The sequence below is a fragment of the Solemya velesiana gill symbiont genome (assembly GCF_002020805.1).
Classification (GTDB): domain Bacteria; phylum Pseudomonadota; class Gammaproteobacteria; order Chromatiales; family Chromatiaceae; genus Sedimenticola_A.
In genome coordinates, this window is sequence record NZ_MPRJ01000036.1 from 1 (window position 1) to 16,602 (window position 16,602).

Sequence of the window (16,602 nt, forward strand, 5' to 3'; positions counted from 1 at the left end):
CCACAAGAGGCTATCGATCACCGAATGAATTATTTATGGGGCGGCAAGTAGATTTGCTTGCTGCGTAATTGAATTGCAGTTATTACTTGAAACCGCCCTTGACAAATTAGACGAAATTTCTTCTTTATTTTTTCCCTATATGCGTTTTAATATTTAACTAGAGGTTAAGTTTTCAGACTCTCTTTCTTGGACGAAAACGAATACTCGACCTTGGGCTGTCTGCGGCCATGAACCATCACCCAAAAACCCGTGATGATTCAAATCAATGGGGGAACACCATCCTTAAAACACTATAAAGGCCGCACACAATTCTTCACAAGATGGACAAGTGAATAGGTTAATTATTATGAGCAGCTTGAATCCCCAAAACCTCGGGAGTCTTGGCCAGCGCATGCGCCACAAACGACAGGAAAAGGGCTGGACCCAGGAGCAACTGGCAGTCCGCGCCGGCACCAACCAGGCCGTTATTCAAAAAATCGAAAACGGTAAGAGCCTGCGCCCACGTAAAATCGATCAGATTGCTGAAGTACTGGATGTCAATCCGGCATGGTTGATGTTCGGCGACGGGAAGGCCACCACACTGCCAGCCGATGCGACCAGCGTAGCCGAAGCCTGGCAGAATCTGCCAGAACCCCACAGATCCAGAATCCGACAGGAGATCATGGACCTGCAGCAGGGCTAAAACGAGGGCAGAGCGCGTAAATAGAAGGTCTTCAGATAGGCCGTTTCGGGAATGGCCGGATGAATGGGATGGTCCGGCGCCTGGGCCCCCTGCTCCAGGAGTTGAAGACTTCTGTCAGTATGCCTGGCAGCCTGCTGCACCGTTTGCAGCAGGCTGTCCCTCGACATGTGATGAGAGCATGACGAGGTGATCAGAATGCCATCCTTTGACAGCAGTTGCATCGCCAGCTGGTTGATGCGCCGATAGGCCAGGGTACCCTCTTTGAGATCCTTCCGGCGCTTGATGAACGCAGGCGGATCCACCAGCAGCACATCAAAGCGTTCCCGCTCTTCGCGCAGCTGCTTCATTACCTCGAAGGCGTCCCCCCTCTGGGTGCGCACCCTGTCAGACACACTGTTCAGGGCCGCATTGCTTTCCACCGCATCCAGGGCCGTGCGTGAAACGTCCACGCTCAGGACTTCACTGGCACCCCTTGCCCCGACATAGCTGCACACCTCGAGCACCCGTTTCCCATCCACGTAAGGGGCCATACGCTGTCGGTTGTAGGCCTGGTCGAAGAACCAGCCGGTCTTCTGCCCCTTGAGTGCCGGGACCCGAAACTGAAGACCATGCTCCTCCACCGCCAGCGCCTCACCGGGCTCCTCACCAACAGACTCCACGTAACGCTCAAGCCCTTCCATCTCACGAACCGAAGTATCGTTGCGGAAAATAACCGTTTTCGGATGCACCACCTTGTCCAGTGCCGCCAGTATCGCGTCTTTCATCTGCTCCATCCCCGCCGTGGTTACCTGCACCACGCAGACTTCACCGTATCGATCCACCACGAGTCCCGGGAGACCATCCCCCTCACCGAACACCAGCCGGTAAAAAGGGCGTTGATAGAGACGCTCCCGAAGGCTCAGTGCGATATTGAATCGATGCACCAGCAGTGACCCACTGAGAGGATGCTCCCGGTCACGGCTTACGAGACGACCACAAATCAGTGAGTGAGGATTCACATACCCCGAGCCGAGCCAACGGTTCTGCTGACTGAAGATCTCCACCGGCTGCCCAGGCTCCAATCCCTTGAGCGATGTCGCCTTGGTATCGATCTCGTTGCTGTAGATCCAGCAGTGGCCGGCTCTCAGGCGGCGATCCTGATCCTTTTTGAGCTTGAGGGGGGCGATAGTCATGACAGATGTACCTGGGACAAACAAAACGGTGTGAAGAGTATCAGATTTGACAACCGGCCACCCGGCAACTATATATATTATTCCGATATATATTGGATCGATATATGGACGTCAACAACCTGTGCCTCGGCGTGCTCTGCCTGGGGGACGCCTCCGGTTACGAAATCAAGAAGATGTGCGAGGAGTCTTTCAGCCATTTTCAGGCTGCAAGCTTCGGGTCCATCTATCCTGCCCTGGCCAAGCTCACCGACAGCGGACTAGTCACCTTCAGGGAGGAGACTCAGGAGAAGCGCCCCATCAAAAAGGTGTTCAGTATCACCCCCAAGGGCCGGGAACAGTTTCTTGAGACCCTGCGCAAAACAGAGCCCACGGAACAGTATCGCAGCGATTTCCTGGTCTTGATGATGTTTGCCCATCTGCAACCACCGAAACAACTGGAAAAAGCCATCGATATCCAGATGGCAAACATCCGGGGAGAGCTGGAGATTCTGCACAAGGTACTGGAGAGCTGTCACGAACTGACCGCCGGCATGCGCTTCACCATCGAGTACGGCATCGCAGCGAACCAGGCACTCCTGGAACTGATCGAAGCGCGCAAGGCACCTCTCCTGGAAGCGATCGTCAGGGAACAGTCACAATTCACACCCAAGGAGCAGCAATCATGAGACCTGTCATGCGGCTGCTGATGCCAATTATCATTACCGGACTGCTCATAAACAGCCAGGCAGTCACAGCTGAAGCCACGATCCATGCCAGCACGGCGCCGCTCAAGGAGCTGATGTTCTTTCCCCGGTTCTCGGCCCCGGCCACCACCGTGAGTCTGAACGACAGCCGGATCAGCGCGGAAACATCGGGCAGGATAGAGCAGATCAACGTCAAGGTGGGCGACGACGTGGAGGCGGGCACCCTGCTGGCCACACTGGATTGCAGCGACAACACCATTCGCCACAAACAAGCCGAGGCCGCCCTGGAGTCAGCCAAGGCCCGGCATGATCTGGCACGCAAGCAGATCCTGCGGACCAGGTCCCTGCGCAAGGAGCGCAACATCTCCGAAGAGCTCTACAACCGACCTGAACACCAGCAGGGCCGACCTGCAGGCCCAGACGGCTGCCCTTGAGAAGGCCCGCCTGGACGAGGCCCGTTGCAACATCCACGCACCCTTCAGCGGCCTGGTAATGAAACGCCATGCAGGTGAGGGGGAGTGGATCAATACCGGCCAACCGCTGCTGCAGCTTCTGGACAACAGGCGTCTCGAGGTCTCTGCCCAGGTGCCTGTTGACCAGGTCGAATCCCTCAAAAGCGCAGCCCGGATCAGCCTGGAGACAAACCATACCCACTACCCGCTGCAAATCCGGCTGGTTGTGCCTGCAGTGGAAGCCCGCGGGCGAAACCGCGAAGTCCGTTTCATCTTCCAGGATGTGGCTGCACTGCCGGGCAGCTGGGCCTGTTTCTGCTGCAACAGAACATGGCACGCTTCCACCCCCTGGAAGGCGCCCTGGAAGGACAGCCTGCAAGCGTGGACCTGCCACCGGACACCCTGCTCATCGTGGAAGGCCGGCAGAGTCTCAATGACAACCAGCCGGTCGAGGTAAGGCCCTAGGGCCTGTTAACCCCAAATGCTTGCAAGACTCTACCAGAACCACGTCCTCGCCAATCTCACCTTTGCGCTGGTGCTGGTGATCGGCTTCCTCTCCTATGGCCTCATGCCAAGGGAACAGGACCCCACCATCAACTTCAACTGGATCGACATCACCACCATCCTTCCCGGGGCATCCGCCGAAGATGTGGAGCGCCAGGTAACGGAAGTTCTGGAGCGGAAAATACGCCGGGTATCGGGCATCAAGTTCGTATCCAGCGTCAGCCGAGAAAGCATCTCCAGCGTACTGGTGCGCTTCGAGGATATCGATGAGCAGGTATTCAACAAGCGCATTGCGGACCTGAGACGGGAAGTCCAGAACGCAGAAGATGAACTGCCTGACGAAGCCACCAACCCCTTCGTCTTCGAGATCACCACCGCCAACGCCTTCCCCATCGCCACCCTGGCAGTTGTCGGCGAGGCGGCGGATGAGAACCTGAGGCGCTAGGCGGAGAGTGTCAAAAAGGACCTGGAACGCATAAAGGGAATGGACCGGATACTGGAGACCGCGCTGCCCAACCCCGAACTTCAGATCAACTTTCTGCCGGACCAGCTTGAGCAGGCCGGCATCAGCCCAAGCCAGCTTGCCGACACCATTGCCATAAACTTCCGTGATGTCGCTGCAGGCAGCGCCCAGGTGGATGATCAGAGCTGGTTGATACGCTTCATCGGCCGGGACAGCGATCCCCACTACCTGGCCTCCCTGCCTGTCACGGGCATCAACGGGAAGATACCCCTGGGCGATCTTGCAGAAGTGGTGCGGGGCCGGGAGAAGGCCGGCGCGGCGGTACGCTACAACGGCCGACCTGCGGTGATGCTGGCGAGCACCAAAAAGGCGAAGGCCAACACCCTAGAACTGGTGGAGCGCATCAACGACTACATTGCCGAAAGGAACCGGTTCAAGGAGAAGACCGGGGGTGGAACTGGTACTGATCGACGACCAGACCGAAATCACCCGCAGCGCCCTGAGCATCATGCAGAACAATGCCATGCTCGGCCTGGGCATGGTGCTGTTCGTCACCTGGCTGTTCCTGGGCAGCCGCATCGCACTGCTCACCTCCATTGGCATTCCCTTTATCCTGGCAGGCACCTTCTGGGTCCTGAGCGGCATGGGCCAGACCATCAATGTCAGTGTACTGCTCGGAGCGGTGATCAGCCTCGGCATGCTCATTGATGACGCCGTGGTGGTTGTCGAGTCGATCTACTACCGGCTGCAGCGGGGCATTGCCGCACTGCCCGCCATCCTTGAATCACTGAGAGAGGTGGTGGCGCCGGTCACCTCGGCAGTGCTCACCACCATGGCGGCATTCCTGCCACTGATGCTGCTGCCGGGAATTCTGGGGGACTACATGCTGATCATCCCCATGGTGGTCACCATCGCCCTGGCCATCAGTCTCATCGAGCCCTACTGGATGCTGCCGGCCCATGTACTCGGTGCAAAAATCAGTTTCGAGAACCCTTCGCGTATCCATAAATACCGTGTCAGGGTGCTGCACTGGATCCGCATCAAGTACACGGTATTGCTGGTGCGCGCCCTGCGCTGGCCCAAGACCATCCTGCTCTTCCTAACCCTCACCTTCGCCACTGCCCTGAGCGCTGCAATGGGCGGTGTCATCAAGCTCGACTTCTTCGCCACCGACCCCATCCGCCTCTTCTACGTCAACCTGGAGATGCCCGCCGGCACCCCACTGCAGGTCACCCTGGAAAAGACCCTGGAGGTGGAGAGAAAAGTGAAAGCCCAGATCCGCCCCGGCGAAGTACGCAACATCCTCAGCTACTCTGGACAGATGTTCACCGAGACCGCACCCTTCTTCGGTGATCACTACGGACAGATACTCGTCGCACTCAAACCACGCCAGGACAACCTGCGCAGCGTCGACGAGATGATCGACGGGATGCGCGCCTCTGTTATGGCCACATCCGGACCGAGCAAGCTCTCCTTCCTGCGCCTCTCCGGCGGCCCGCCCACCGCCAAGCCGATCCTGATCAAGGTACGGGGTGACGACACCGAAACCATACGCAGGGCAGCGGCAGACCTGAAGCAGATCATGGGACGCAACCCGGCGATCCGCGACATAACCGACGACGACAGCCAGGGACAGATGGCCCTGGTACTGCGCGTAAACCAGGACGCCGCAAGGCGTGCCGGCATCAACCCTTCCGAAATCGCCCACACCCTGCGCCTGCTGGTTGACGGGGAGATCGTCGGCCGCATGCAGGACCAGGGCGAAGAACTGGAGGTGCGGGTAAGAGCCAAACCCAGGGTACTGAGGGATATCAACGAGCTGGGCAACTACACACTCCCACTACAGGACGGCGGACGCATTCCCCTGAAAGAGCTGCTGAACATAGAGACAGGCCCCAGCCTCGGCAACATACGCCACTACAATTTCCGCCGCACCATCACCGTGGAGGCGAACCTGGACAAGACCCAGACCGACACCGTGGCAGCCAATGCGGAGATCGTCGAGGAATAGGAGAAGATCCGGGAACGCTACCCCAGCATCGATCTCGATTTCTCCGGTGAGTTGGATGACATCCAGGAGAGCATCGACGCCATCCTGGTACTGTTTCTGTTCGGCGTCGGCCTCATGTACATGATCCTGGGCACCCAGTTCAGGAGCTACTTCCAGCCACTCATGATCCTGGCCACCGTACCCATGGCCTTCACCGGCGTGGTGATGGGCCTGTTCATCACCAACAACCCACTGAGCCTTTTCACCATGTACGGGGTGGTCGCACTGGCCGACATCGCGGTGAATGCCGCCATCGTCCTGATCACCGCAGCCAACGAAAGGCTCAAGCAGGGGATGAGCGTACTGCATGCGACCATCTATGCCGCAAGGCGACGGGTGATTCCGATCCTCATCACCTCCATGACCACCATCGCCGGCCTCTTCTCCCTGGCTACCGGCCTGGGCGGATCGTCACTGATGTGGGGACCGGTGGCCACCGCCATCGTCTGGGGACTCGTAGTCTCGACGGTGCTCACACTGTTTGTGATACCACCGCTTTATCGCATCTCCATGGGCTCGCGCTGGGCGGTACGCAAACGCAAGGCACAGATCTAGGAAAGGCTTCAGCTGAGATTCGCGCTTATTCACAACATAGCCGTGTCTGCAATCACAACCACCCAGCCTTGAATATTCACACCTTCAGCGTCACACTCCAGGCCAATGTCATCCCAGCCACAACTACGTCTCCAGTTCATCGTTTTTGCACTGGTAGCTGCCTCCTTCACCAACATCTACATCACCCAGCCGGTATTACCGGTATTACAGAACGAGTTTGCCGCAGATGCGGTGACGGTGTCCTACAGCGTGGCTGCCGTGATACTGGGCATCGCACTGGCCAACATGCCTTTTGGCGCCCTGGTGGTAGCCCTGGCCGGGCTGTTATGTGCCATCACCGATAACCTCGGTCTGCTGATTGGCGCCCGCTTCGTGCAGGGGCTCTTCATTCCGGCGCTGACCACCTGCCTGGCCGCTTTCCTTGCCCGCACCCTGCCTTCGGAGAGGCTGAGCGTCGTCATGGGGTCCTATGTCTCGGCCACGGTGATAGGCGGCCTCGGCGGACGACTGCTCGGCGGCTGGATCCACCCACCACTGCACTGGCGCTACGCCTTCGTCTTTGCGGCCGTGTGGATACTGATCGCCGGCCTTATCGCCCTGCTTGCCCTGCCACGGGAAGAGCGACACCATGACCAGCAGAAGCAACAGCCAAGCTACTGGGAAATAATTAAGCGCTGGGACCCGCTGCGTATCTACCTGGTCTCCTGCGGCAGCTTTTTCGTCTTCTCCTCGGTATTCAACTACCTCCCCTTCAGATTGGAAGCACCACCCTCCAGCCTCGCAACCGAGTGGATCACCCTCCTATACCTCACCTACCTGATGGGGGTCTTCATAGGGCCTATGGCAGGCAAGCTGAGCAACCGTTTCGGCAGCGCCATCAGCATGATAAGCGGCACACTGGTTCTCGCCTTCTCCATGTCCCTCACCCTGCTCTCCTCCATTATTGCCATGGTCCTGGCACTACTTGGTGTCTGCGCCGGTTTCTTCGCGCTGCATGCAGCGGCAGTTGGAACGCTCAATCAACGTGTAACGAGCGGCCAGGGGCGTGCCAACGCACTCTATGTACTCCTCTACTACCTCGGAGGCTGGATCGGTATCACCGTCTGCGGATTGATCTATGAGCAGGCCGGCTGGAACGGTGCGGTTATGGTCTGCCTTGGAATGTTATTGATTCCACTGATGATCGGCATCACCGAACAACGATGCCCGAATCGCTGATCCATACACCCGTTGATCAAAATTAACGGTTATAATTATTCTTTTGCCCAGAAAAGCATAATTAAGGTCTGACCGAAGTGAAACTGAGCCTGGAAGAATTCCGAGCCTGGAAAAACAAGAGCATCACCCTGCTCGGCATGTCCGGCGTGGGCAAGACCCACCTGTCCGGCACCCTGCGCCGTTACAACTGGTTTCACTACTCCGGCGACTACAGGATCGGCACCCGTTACCTCGACGAAGAGATCATGGACCTGATCAAGCAGCAGGCCATGCAGGTACCTTTCCTGCGCGCACTCCTGCGCAAGGACTGGATCTATATTCGAAACAACATCAAGGTTGACGATCTCGGACCGGTGCTCTGCTACGTGGGCAAGCTGGGCAACCCGGAACTGGGCGGCGTACAGCTGGGTGATTTCAAACATCGCCAGGCCCTCTATCGCCAGGCGGAAATCGACGCCATGATCGATGTGCCGGAGTTCATCCGCAAGTCCCAGGAAATCTACGGTTACCAGCATTTTGTCAACGACGTTGGCGGTAGCCTGTGCGATATCGAATCCCCTAAGGTGATCGAGCTGCTGGACCGCCACTCCCTGCTGCTCTATATCCAGGCCCTGGACAGCAACGAAGAGGAGATGCTGATCAGCCGAGCGCAAGAGGACCCCAAGCCTCTCTATTTCCGACTGGCATTTCTCGAACAGCAGCTCCAGGCCTACCTCGTGGAAAACAACCTGCAGTATGCCGCAGAGATGGACCCGGACGACTTCACCCGCTGGATCTTCCCACGGCTGTTCCACTCCCGTGTGCCCAGCTACGAGGCGATCGTGAACCCCCGCGGTTATACCGTCACCTCGAAAGAGGTCGCTGAAGTGCGCGATGACAACGACTTTTTGGAATTGCTGGAGACGGCAATCTCACGCAAGCAATGGAACGGATAGGAGTGGCCTATGCCCCTGGTTGCCCATACTAACCTGCCAACCTTCGAACGTTTGCGCAAAGCCGGCCAGACGGTCCTGGGGACCGACCGCGCCATGCACCAGCACATCCGCGAACTCCACATTGGCCTGCTCAACATGATGCCCGATGCAGCACTGGAAGCGACTGAGCGGCAGTTCTTCCAACTGGTTGGCGAGAGCAACCCCATTGCCCAATTCTACGTCCACCCCTTCACCCTGGAGGAGTTGCCCCGGAACGAGAAAGCCCAGGCGCACATCGACAAGTACTACGAGACCTTCGACAAGGTGAAGGAGGAAGGTCTTGATGCGCTGATTATCACCGGCGCCAACGTCACCCATCCCGATCTCGCAGAGGAACCCTTCTGGGAGCCCCTGAGCCGGGTCATCAACTGGGCCATGGAGAATGTCACCTCCACTCTCTGCTCCTGCCTCACCACTCATGCGGTACTGCAGTTGGCATATGGACAGGAACGCCAGCCCCTGGGATTCAAGCGCTGGGGCGTATTTCCCCACTACGTGGTGGACCGCCACCATCCGCTGGTCAACGACGTCAACACCCACTTCGACGTCCCCCACTCCCGTTTCAACGAAATCTCTCGGGAGCAGTTCGAGGCCGCTGGCCTGCATGTCCTGGTGGAGAGCGAAGAGGGCGGGGTACACATGGCTACCAGCAAAGACCGCTTCCGTGTCATCTTCTTCCAGGGTCACCCGGAGTACGAGACCATCAGCCTGCTGAAGGAGTACAAGCGCGAGGTCATGCAGTTCGCCGCCGGCAACCGGCAAGACTATCCACCCTTCCCGGACAACTACCTCAGCCCGAGAGAGCAGGCCGTGCTGAACGAGTACCAGGAGCGTCTCAACAAGGCCCTGAGCCGAAAAAGCGAGCTACCCGTTTTCCCGGAAGAGCTGATCTGCGAGCGCCTGAACAACACCTGGCACGACACCGCAGAAGGTATCGTCGGCAACTGGATCGGCATGGTCTACCAGGTCACCCACAGCGACCGCAAGATCCCCTTCATGGAGGGTGTCGATCCTGATGATCCGCTGGGGCTGGGTTTTACAAAAGCGTAGTTGTGACAACTCGTCATTCCGGCGAATGCCGGAATCCAGGGAACCCAGAAAAGAGCAGACATGGACCGTCAGCCTTGCGTCTACATCTTGGCCAGTAAGCGGAACGACACCCTCTATACCGGCGTAACATCAAACTTGCTAAAGCGAGCCTGGGAACACAAGAACAATGTGGTTCAGGGTTTTACCAGCAGGTACGGTATCCACACTTTAGTGTGGTACGAAATCCACTCAACGATGGAATCTGCGATACAGCGGGAAAAAGCCATCAAGAATTGGAAAAGGGCCTGGAAGATAAAGGCCATTGAGGAGTCAAATCCTCGCAGGCTTGATTTATATGCAGGTTTAATCTGATACCAAAGGAATGGCGCACCTGGCTTCCGGCATTCGCCGGAATGACGACGTGATCAGCCTTGTCCTCAATACGGCTTCTTCTGCTCGCTGCGCTCCCACTCGGCAAACACCTCCAGCGCCTCCAGGCGCAGCATCTGCCGCATGGGCAGCCTTCGAACCTCGGGTGAACAGCCGAGTTCTTCACGGATAAACCGGTCGTCGAATCCCAGCTTGGCGGCATCCTCTTCCGAAGCCGCGTAGAAGATCTGCCGGATGTGGGCCCAGTAGGCGGCACTGAGACACATGGGGCAGGGCTCACAGCTGGTGTAGAGATCGCAACCATCCAGATGGAAATCCTGCAGCCGGTCGGCAGCATCACGTATCGCCATGATCTCAGCATGGGCCGTGGGATCGCACTGACCGATCACCTGGTTCCAGCCGCGCCCCACGATCTTTCCATCCTTGACCACCACGGCACCAAAGGGACCGCCGTCACCCTCGGCCACGCCCTTTCTGGCCAGAGCTATCGCCTCCTTCATGAACGCCTTATCCACGACCCTTTCCCTATATTTTGCGATTCCTGCAGATTTTCCGCCGTTGAAGCATCGGCAGTTTCTGTCATTATGCTTGGAGTTAAGTATAGAGCAAGGCCATGAGCATGAACCGGTTGGCAGAGAGCACAAGCCCCTATCTTCAGCAGCATGCGGACAATCCCGTCCATTGGCAGCTATGGGATGACGAGGCCCTGGAACTGGCCCGCCAGCAGGACAAGCCGATCCTGCTCTCCATCGGCTACTCGGCCTGCCACTGGTGCCACGTCATGGCCCATGAATCCTTCGAGGATGAGGAGACCGCGGCCTTGATGAACGAACTGTTCATCAACATCAAGGTGGACCGGGAGGAACGGCCCGACCTGGACAAGATCTACCTGTCAGCTCACCAACTGCTGACCCAGCGCCCCGGCGGCTGGCCGTTGACCGTGTTTCTCATGCCGGGCGACCAGGTTCCCTTTTTCGCCGGCACCTACTTTCCCAGGGAGAGTCGCTACGGCATGCCCCCCTTCAAGGATGTGCTAGCCAGCATCGCAAACGCCTACCGCGAACAGCGCCACGATATCGAGGGGCAGAACCGGGCCTTCATGGAGGCGATGTCCAGCCTCAACCCCCAGACCCCGGTTACCGACACAAACCTGGAAGCCGCCCCCCTGGAGAGTGCCCGCCAGCAGTTGGCGCGGAGTTTCGACGAGACCCATGGCGGTTTCGGCCAGGCCCCCAAGTTCCCACTGCCCACAAGCCTGCAGCGCATCCTGCGCCACTGGGCGGCAACCCGTATCAGCGGCCGTGATGACCCACGCGCCCTCTACGTAGCCGATTACAGCCTTACCCGCATGGCCCTTGGTGGCTTCAACGACCAGCTTGACGGCGGCTTCTACCGCTACTCGGTAGACGACCAGTGGATGATTCCCCACTTCGAGAAGATGCTCTACGACAACGGCCCCCTGCTTACCCTCTATACCGACCTCTGGCAGGCAACAGGTAAAGCCCTGTTCCAGGAGACGGCGATAAAAACAGCCGACTGGGTGATCCGGGAGATGCAATCCCCCGAGGGCGGCTACTACTCCACCCTGGATGCCGACAGCGAGGGAGAAGAGGGCCTTTTCTATCTCTGGTCTCCTGAAGAGGTGAAAGGACTCCTGGAGCGTGACGAGTACCAGCACCTGGCCGCCTACTATGGTCTCGACCGGGAAGCCAACTTCGAGGGTCGCTGGCACCTGCACAACTTCACCAGCATCGCCGAACTGAATCAGCGCCTGGACAGCAGCAGCGACCAGGCCCATGGACTTCTTAGCAGCGCCCGGGAAAAACTGTTCAAGGCGCGAGGGGACCGCATACGTCCCGGACGTGACGAAAAGATTCTCACGGCCTGGAACGCCCTGATGATCAAGGGCATGGCGCGGGCAGGCCGGGTACTGAACAAACCGGAATATACCGCTTCAGCTGACAGGGCCCTGGGTTTTATCCGAAGCAGCCTCTGGCATGAAGGCCGGCTACTGGCCACCCACAAGGATGGTAAATCCGCACTCCCCGCCTACCTTGACGATTACGCCTTCCTGATCGATGCACTACTGGAACTGCTACAGACACGCTGGAACCGTAGCGATCTCGATTTCGCCCTGGAGCTGACCGAGGTACTGCTGACACATTTCCAGGACGGTGAGTGTGGCGGGTTCTACTTTACCGCCGACGATCACGAAGCGCTGATTCACCGACCCAAACCCCTGGGAGACGATGCCATCCCCTCGGGTAACGGCATCGCCGCACATGCGCTCAATCGCCTGGGACACCTGCTGGGCGAGCCCCGGTATCTCGAGACGGCAGAGGGAACCCTGAAGGCCGCCTGGGACCACCTCAGCCAGGTTCCCCACGCTCACTGCGCCCTGCTGGAGGCACTGGAAGAGCAGCTGCACCCACCGGAGATCATTATCATCCGGGGCAGTGGTGCAGATCTTGAGCAATGGTCAGTGCGCGCCGCCCAACAGCTCGCCCCAAGACGCCTGGCGCTCTCCATCCCCACACCGGAGACTGACCTCCCGACCCTGCTGGACAAGGATCACCAGGGAGATATAACAGGCGCCTACATTTGCAGTGGCACCACCTGTGAACCGACAATTTCGGATTTTGAGCAGTTTGATCAGCGGCTGTCAGAGAGCAAATGCACACCGCCTACAGAACAGGAGCGAGCCTTTACCGGCAGCGCCGGCTCGTTCAAAAGGCACCGGGAGTAGTGCGCTTCTAAAAACTTAAGGAGTAGGAGCGAACTTGTTCGCGATCAGCGTTGATTTAGCTCTATTCGCGAACAAGTTCGCTCCTGCGGCATAAGACAGCAGATGTTCTTTCGTTATGCGGTCTAACGTTTCCAGCGCGCCTCGGCGTCCTCGTCGCTATGGCGTGCATCCACCCAGCGCTCGCCTTCGGCTGTCTTCTCTTTCTTCCAGAAGGGTGCCCGAGTCTTGAGGTAGTCGATGACGAATTCGCAGGCCTGAAACGCCTCGCCCCGATGGGCACTGGCCACGGCGACAATGACGATGGGATCCAGGGGATTGAGTTCACCCACCCGGTGTATCACCCGGATACCCATCAGGTCCCAACGCTCATCAGCCTCCTGGACAATAGCCTCCAGTGCCTTCTCGGTCATGCCGGGGTAGTGCTCCAGGGTCATGGTGGCGACCTGGTCACCTTCGTTCATGTCCCGCATCAAGCCGACAAAACTCACCACGGCACCGATGGCAGGGTTTTCCTCACGCAGTTCATCCTGTATTTCGGCAATATCAAAAGGCGCTGACTGGACCTTGATCGTGTTCACCGGCTCAACCTCCGGTTACCGGCGGAAAGAAACCCACTTCATCACCGTCGTTGATTGCCGCATTGCCGTCGACCATCTCCTGGTTGACCGCCATCAACACCGGCTGGGCTCCACCAAAGACATCGTCCCAGGTGCCGCCGCGGTCCTTCAACAACGTGACCAATCCATTTACGTTTTCGAGGCCTGCGGCATCCATCTCTTCCGAGGCCGTCTCCAGTTGTTCGCGCAGACGCGCGAAATAGAGCACTTTAATCATCACAACAACTCACTGAAGGGCAAAAACTCAACCTGGTCGCCTTTGTTCAGCACCTGGTTCTCAGGCAGCACGGCCAAACCGTTGGACCATGCCAGGGAACTTAACACACCCGAGGAACGGCTGCGGTAGCTGCTGATGCGAGGCACGCCCTGGTCGTCCAGCTGAAGCCGCGCTCTCGCGAACTCACGGCGCTTGTCGGGCTTGGGCCAGTCGAAATCGATAGCCGCCCTGAGCGGGGTAGGCGTCAGTCCTTCCGTCATGCCCTGCATCTTCAGGATAAACGGACGGGCAAAGAGGCAGAAAGTGACAAACAGGGTGACCGGGTTGCCCGGCGTGCCGACAAACGGCACGCCCTCGATATGACCAAAGGCCAGTGGCTTGCCCGGGCGGATGGCAATCTTCCACATATCCAGGGTGCCCAGCTTCTCCACCGCAGGCTTCAGGTAATCCTCCTCGCCCACGGAGACACCGCCGGAGGTCATCACCAGGTCGGCCTGCCCAGCAGCCCGGCTGAGCGCTTCGCAGGTGGCATCGAAAGTATCCTCGACCATACCCAGGCTCACAACCTCGCAGCCCAGCGCATCCAGCAGCCCCTTGAGCGTGTATTCATTGGAGTTATAGATCTGCCCGGGCCCCAGGGGCTGACCGGGGTCAACCAGTTCGTCTCCGGAGGAGAAGAGCGCCACCTTGAGACGGCGATAAACAGCCAATTCCCCCACGCCGACAGCCGCAGCCAGTCCGATATGCTGGGGTTCGATACGGGTGCCCGGGGCAATCACCTGCTGGTCTTTCTCGGTATCTTCACCCGCCCTGCGGATGTTGGCACCCGCCTCGGGGGGCTGCTTGATGATCACGTCGTCGCCGTCCGCCTCGCACACCTCCTGGATTACCACGGCGTCGGCATTGGGAGGCACGGGCGCACCAGTGAAGATGCGTGCCGCGGTTCCCGGCTCAAGGGGATCGCCCGAGGCACCGGCAGGGATGCGCTGGGACACTGGAAGACGGGTTCCATCACCCTTCATGTCGGCAGTATTGATCGCGTAACCATCCATGGCACTGTTGTCCCACGGGGGCACAGTCACCTGGCTGTTGACCGGCTCGGCAAGAACTCTGCCGAGACACTCGGAAAGGGGCAGCGTCTCCACGCCTTCAACCGCTTTGGCAAGGTTGAGGAGTAGCTCAAGAGCCTCTTCGAGAGGTTTCAGCTTGGGTCCTGAAATGGATGAACAGCCGCAATCACTCATGATCTTGTTCTCTGAAAAAACGCTTAAGAAATCAGGCCCTGAACATCTGGGCAAAGTTGCAGGGACGGGTGCGATGTTCCAACTGGGAGTTGAGTATTTTTCCCCAGCCGGTACGGCACGCCCCGGATGAACCCGGCAGGCAGAACACCAGGGTCTGGTTGGTGAGACCAGCAATGGCCCGGGACTGGATCGCCGAAGGGCCGATCTCCTCCAGGGAGATGTTCCTGAACAGCTCACCGAAGCCCTCGATGGGTTTCTCCAGCAGCGGACCCACTGCCTCCGGGGTGCTGTCACGGCCGGTAATGCCGGTGCCCCCGGTGCTGATGATCACGTGCACATCAGGATCGGCTATCCAGCGTGAGAATATCGCCCGCATCTGGTAGATATCGTCTTTGACAATGGCCTTCTCCACGACGTTGTGCCCCGCCTCTTCTGCACCCTCCTTGAGGATTTTGCCGGACTTGTCGGTCTCTTCGGTACGGGTATCGGATATGGTCAGTACCGCGATGTTCAGCGGGACGAAACCGGCATCGTCAAAATGCCCTGTCATTCTCTTCTCTCACTTGCGCCTAAACAAAACTGAAGCCGAAAGCCTGCTCGAAACGGGCTTCAACGTCATCCCTGGAAAAACTGTGGTTCTGAGTGCCCGCCTGCTCGATCTTGATGGCACCCATCAGCGCCGCGATACGGCCGGTGGTCTCCCAGTCCATATCGTTCATCAGGCCATAGAGCAGACCGGCCCGATAGGCATCACCGCAGCCGGCGGGGTCTTCCAGTGACGAGACCGGGGCCGCAGGAATCACGTAATGCTTGCCGCGGGTGTAGATATTGGAGCCCTCGCCACCGCGGGTGACGATCACCGCCTCCACCATCTCTGCGAGCTGGCGCGGTGTCTTGCCCGTGCGCTCCTCCATCAGCTTGGCCTCGTAGTCGTTGAAGGCCAGCCAGGTCGCCTGCTCCGCGAACCGCATCAGGTTATCGCCATCGAACATCAGCATACCTTGACCCGGATCAAAAACGAACGGGATATCCGCATCGGCAAACTGTTCGGCGTGTTCGATCATGCCCTGGCGCCCATCGGGAGAAACCAGTCCGATTGTGCAGCCATCGGCATCAGCAATACGGTTCTCATGTGCGAAGTTCATGGCGCCGGGATGAAATGCAGTGATCTGGTTGTCGTCCTGGTCGGTGGTGATGTAGGCCTGTGCCGTGTACTCACCATCGATTACCCGGATGTGTTCGCGCTTATACCACACTTATCCATCCAGTCCGCATAAGGGGTGAAATCGGTACCGACTGTACCCATGGGCTTGCCCTCGCCCCCCAGCAGGTTCAGGTTGTAGGCGATGTTCCCGGCGCAGCCATCATACTCCCGCCGCAGATCCGGCACCAGGAAGGCCACGTTCAGGATGTGCACCTGCTCCGGAAGGATATGGTTCTTGAAATGGTCATGGAACACCATGATGGTGTCATAGGCGAAAGAGCCGCAAATCAACGCTGACATGCTACATCCTGTTAAGTGATATATCCGGCAACCTAGTATGCCGGATTATTAATGCAAAGCGTCGATACTACACCATTACAGTGCAAGAAGGTGTCAGATATA

At 58.4% G+C, this 16,602-nt stretch carries 15 protein-coding genes and 3 pseudogenes; 11 read left to right on the forward strand and 7 right to left on the reverse strand.

Translation table 11 applies throughout. The features are described from left to right. Positions 1-346 precede the first annotated feature (346 nt). Positions 347-682: a helix-turn-helix domain-containing protein gene (locus BOW53_RS06790; RefSeq protein WP_078487013.1), complete on the forward strand. Its 336-nt coding sequence runs from the start codon at positions 347-349 to the stop codon at positions 680-682. Here the strand turns inward: BOW53_RS06790 and BOW53_RS06795 are convergent. After that, complete coding sequence (locus tag BOW53_RS06795) at positions 679-1,854, reverse strand: class I SAM-dependent rRNA methyltransferase (RefSeq protein WP_078487015.1); 1,176 nt, start codon at positions 1,852-1,854, stop codon at positions 679-681. The genes BOW53_RS06790 and BOW53_RS06795 overlap by 4 nt on opposite strands. Positions 1,855-1,958: 104 nt before the next feature. Between BOW53_RS06795 and BOW53_RS06800 the strand changes: the two genes are divergently transcribed. The 9 genes and pseudogenes from BOW53_RS06800 (at position 1,959) to BOW53_RS06835 (ending at position 10,154) form a co-directional block, all read left to right on the forward strand. Continuing rightward, positions 1,959-2,519, forward strand: a complete 561-nt coding sequence (locus tag BOW53_RS06800) for a PadR family transcriptional regulator (RefSeq protein ID WP_078487017.1) — start codon at positions 1,959-1,961, stop codon at positions 2,517-2,519. After that, on the forward strand, positions 2,516-2,971 hold the full coding sequence (locus BOW53_RS06805; RefSeq protein WP_078487018.1) for an efflux RND transporter periplasmic adaptor subunit: 456 nt from the start codon (positions 2,516-2,518) through the stop codon (positions 2,969-2,971). The genes BOW53_RS06800 and BOW53_RS06805 overlap by 4 nt, the downstream gene beginning before the upstream one ends. Positions 2,972-3,029: 58 nt before the next feature. Continuing rightward, the gene (locus tag BOW53_RS06810) at positions 3,030-3,446 is read left to right on the forward strand and encodes an HlyD family secretion protein (RefSeq protein WP_172838806.1); all 417 of its coding nucleotides are present in this window, start codon (positions 3,030-3,032) and stop codon (positions 3,444-3,446) included. 24 nt (positions 3,447-3,470) lie between these two features. Further along, positions 3,471-4,319, forward strand: a pseudogene (locus BOW53_RS13715) (efflux RND transporter permease subunit); the annotation flags it as partial. 145 nt (positions 4,320-4,464) lie between these two features. After that, positions 4,465-6,561: pseudogene (locus BOW53_RS06815) on the forward strand (efflux RND transporter permease subunit). Positions 6,562-6,666: 105 nt separating this feature from the next. Next, complete coding sequence (locus BOW53_RS06820; protein WP_078487022.1) at positions 6,667-7,779, forward strand: MFS transporter; 1,113 nt, start codon at positions 6,667-6,669, stop codon at positions 7,777-7,779. 77 nt (positions 7,780-7,856) lie between these two features. Continuing rightward, positions 7,857-8,714, forward strand: coding sequence for an ATPase (locus BOW53_RS06825; protein ID WP_078487024.1), 858 nt, complete (start codon positions 7,857-7,859; stop codon positions 8,712-8,714). 9 nt (positions 8,715-8,723) lie between these two features. Next, positions 8,724-9,803, forward strand: a complete 1,080-nt coding sequence (gene metA / locus BOW53_RS06830) for a homoserine O-succinyltransferase MetA (protein WP_078487026.1) — start codon at positions 8,724-8,726, stop codon at positions 9,801-9,803. 60 nt (positions 9,804-9,863) lie between these two features. Continuing rightward, positions 9,864-10,154: a GIY-YIG nuclease family protein gene (locus BOW53_RS06835; RefSeq protein WP_078487028.1), complete on the forward strand. Its 291-nt coding sequence runs from the start codon at positions 9,864-9,866 to the stop codon at positions 10,152-10,154. A 65-nt stretch (positions 10,155-10,219) separates the two neighbouring features. On the opposite strand, the gene BOW53_RS06840 is transcribed toward BOW53_RS06835, so the two are convergent. Further along, positions 10,220-10,687, reverse strand: coding sequence for a nucleoside deaminase (locus BOW53_RS06840; protein WP_245832028.1), 468 nt, complete (start codon positions 10,685-10,687; stop codon positions 10,220-10,222). A gap of 98 nt (positions 10,688-10,785) precedes the next feature. Here BOW53_RS06840 and BOW53_RS06845 point away from each other — a divergent pair, with 98 nt between their 5' ends. Further along, positions 10,786-12,918, forward strand: coding sequence for a thioredoxin domain-containing protein (locus BOW53_RS06845; protein ID WP_078487030.1), 2,133 nt, complete (start codon positions 10,786-10,788; stop codon positions 12,916-12,918). A gap of 122 nt (positions 12,919-13,040) precedes the next feature. Here BOW53_RS06845 and moaE read toward each other — a convergent pair whose 3' ends face one another. From moaE to BOW53_RS06870, 5 genes and pseudogenes are all read right to left on the reverse strand, one after another. Next, the gene (gene moaE / locus BOW53_RS06850; RefSeq protein WP_078487032.1) at positions 13,041-13,496 is read right to left on the reverse strand and encodes a molybdopterin synthase catalytic subunit MoaE; all 456 of its coding nucleotides are present in this window, start codon (positions 13,494-13,496) and stop codon (positions 13,041-13,043) included. A gap of 4 nt (positions 13,497-13,500) precedes the next feature. Next, positions 13,501-13,752 (reverse strand): molybdopterin converting factor subunit 1, encoded by a 252-nt coding sequence (gene moaD, locus BOW53_RS06855; protein ID WP_078487033.1) that lies wholly within the window; start codon positions 13,750-13,752, stop codon positions 13,501-13,503. Beyond that, complete coding sequence (locus tag BOW53_RS06860; RefSeq protein ID WP_078487035.1) at positions 13,752-14,996, reverse strand: molybdopterin molybdotransferase MoeA; 1,245 nt, start codon at positions 14,994-14,996, stop codon at positions 13,752-13,754. The genes moaD and BOW53_RS06860 overlap by 1 nt, the downstream gene beginning before the upstream one ends. A gap of 31 nt (positions 14,997-15,027) precedes the next feature. After that, entirely contained in the window at positions 15,028-15,546 is a 519-nt protein-coding gene (moaB, locus tag BOW53_RS06865) for a molybdenum cofactor biosynthesis protein B (RefSeq protein ID WP_078487037.1), read from the reverse strand. 19 nt (positions 15,547-15,565) lie between these two features. Further along, positions 15,566-16,500 (reverse strand): annotated as a pseudogene (locus tag BOW53_RS06870) (carbohydrate kinase family protein). Positions 16,501-16,602: the final 102 nt, after the last annotated feature.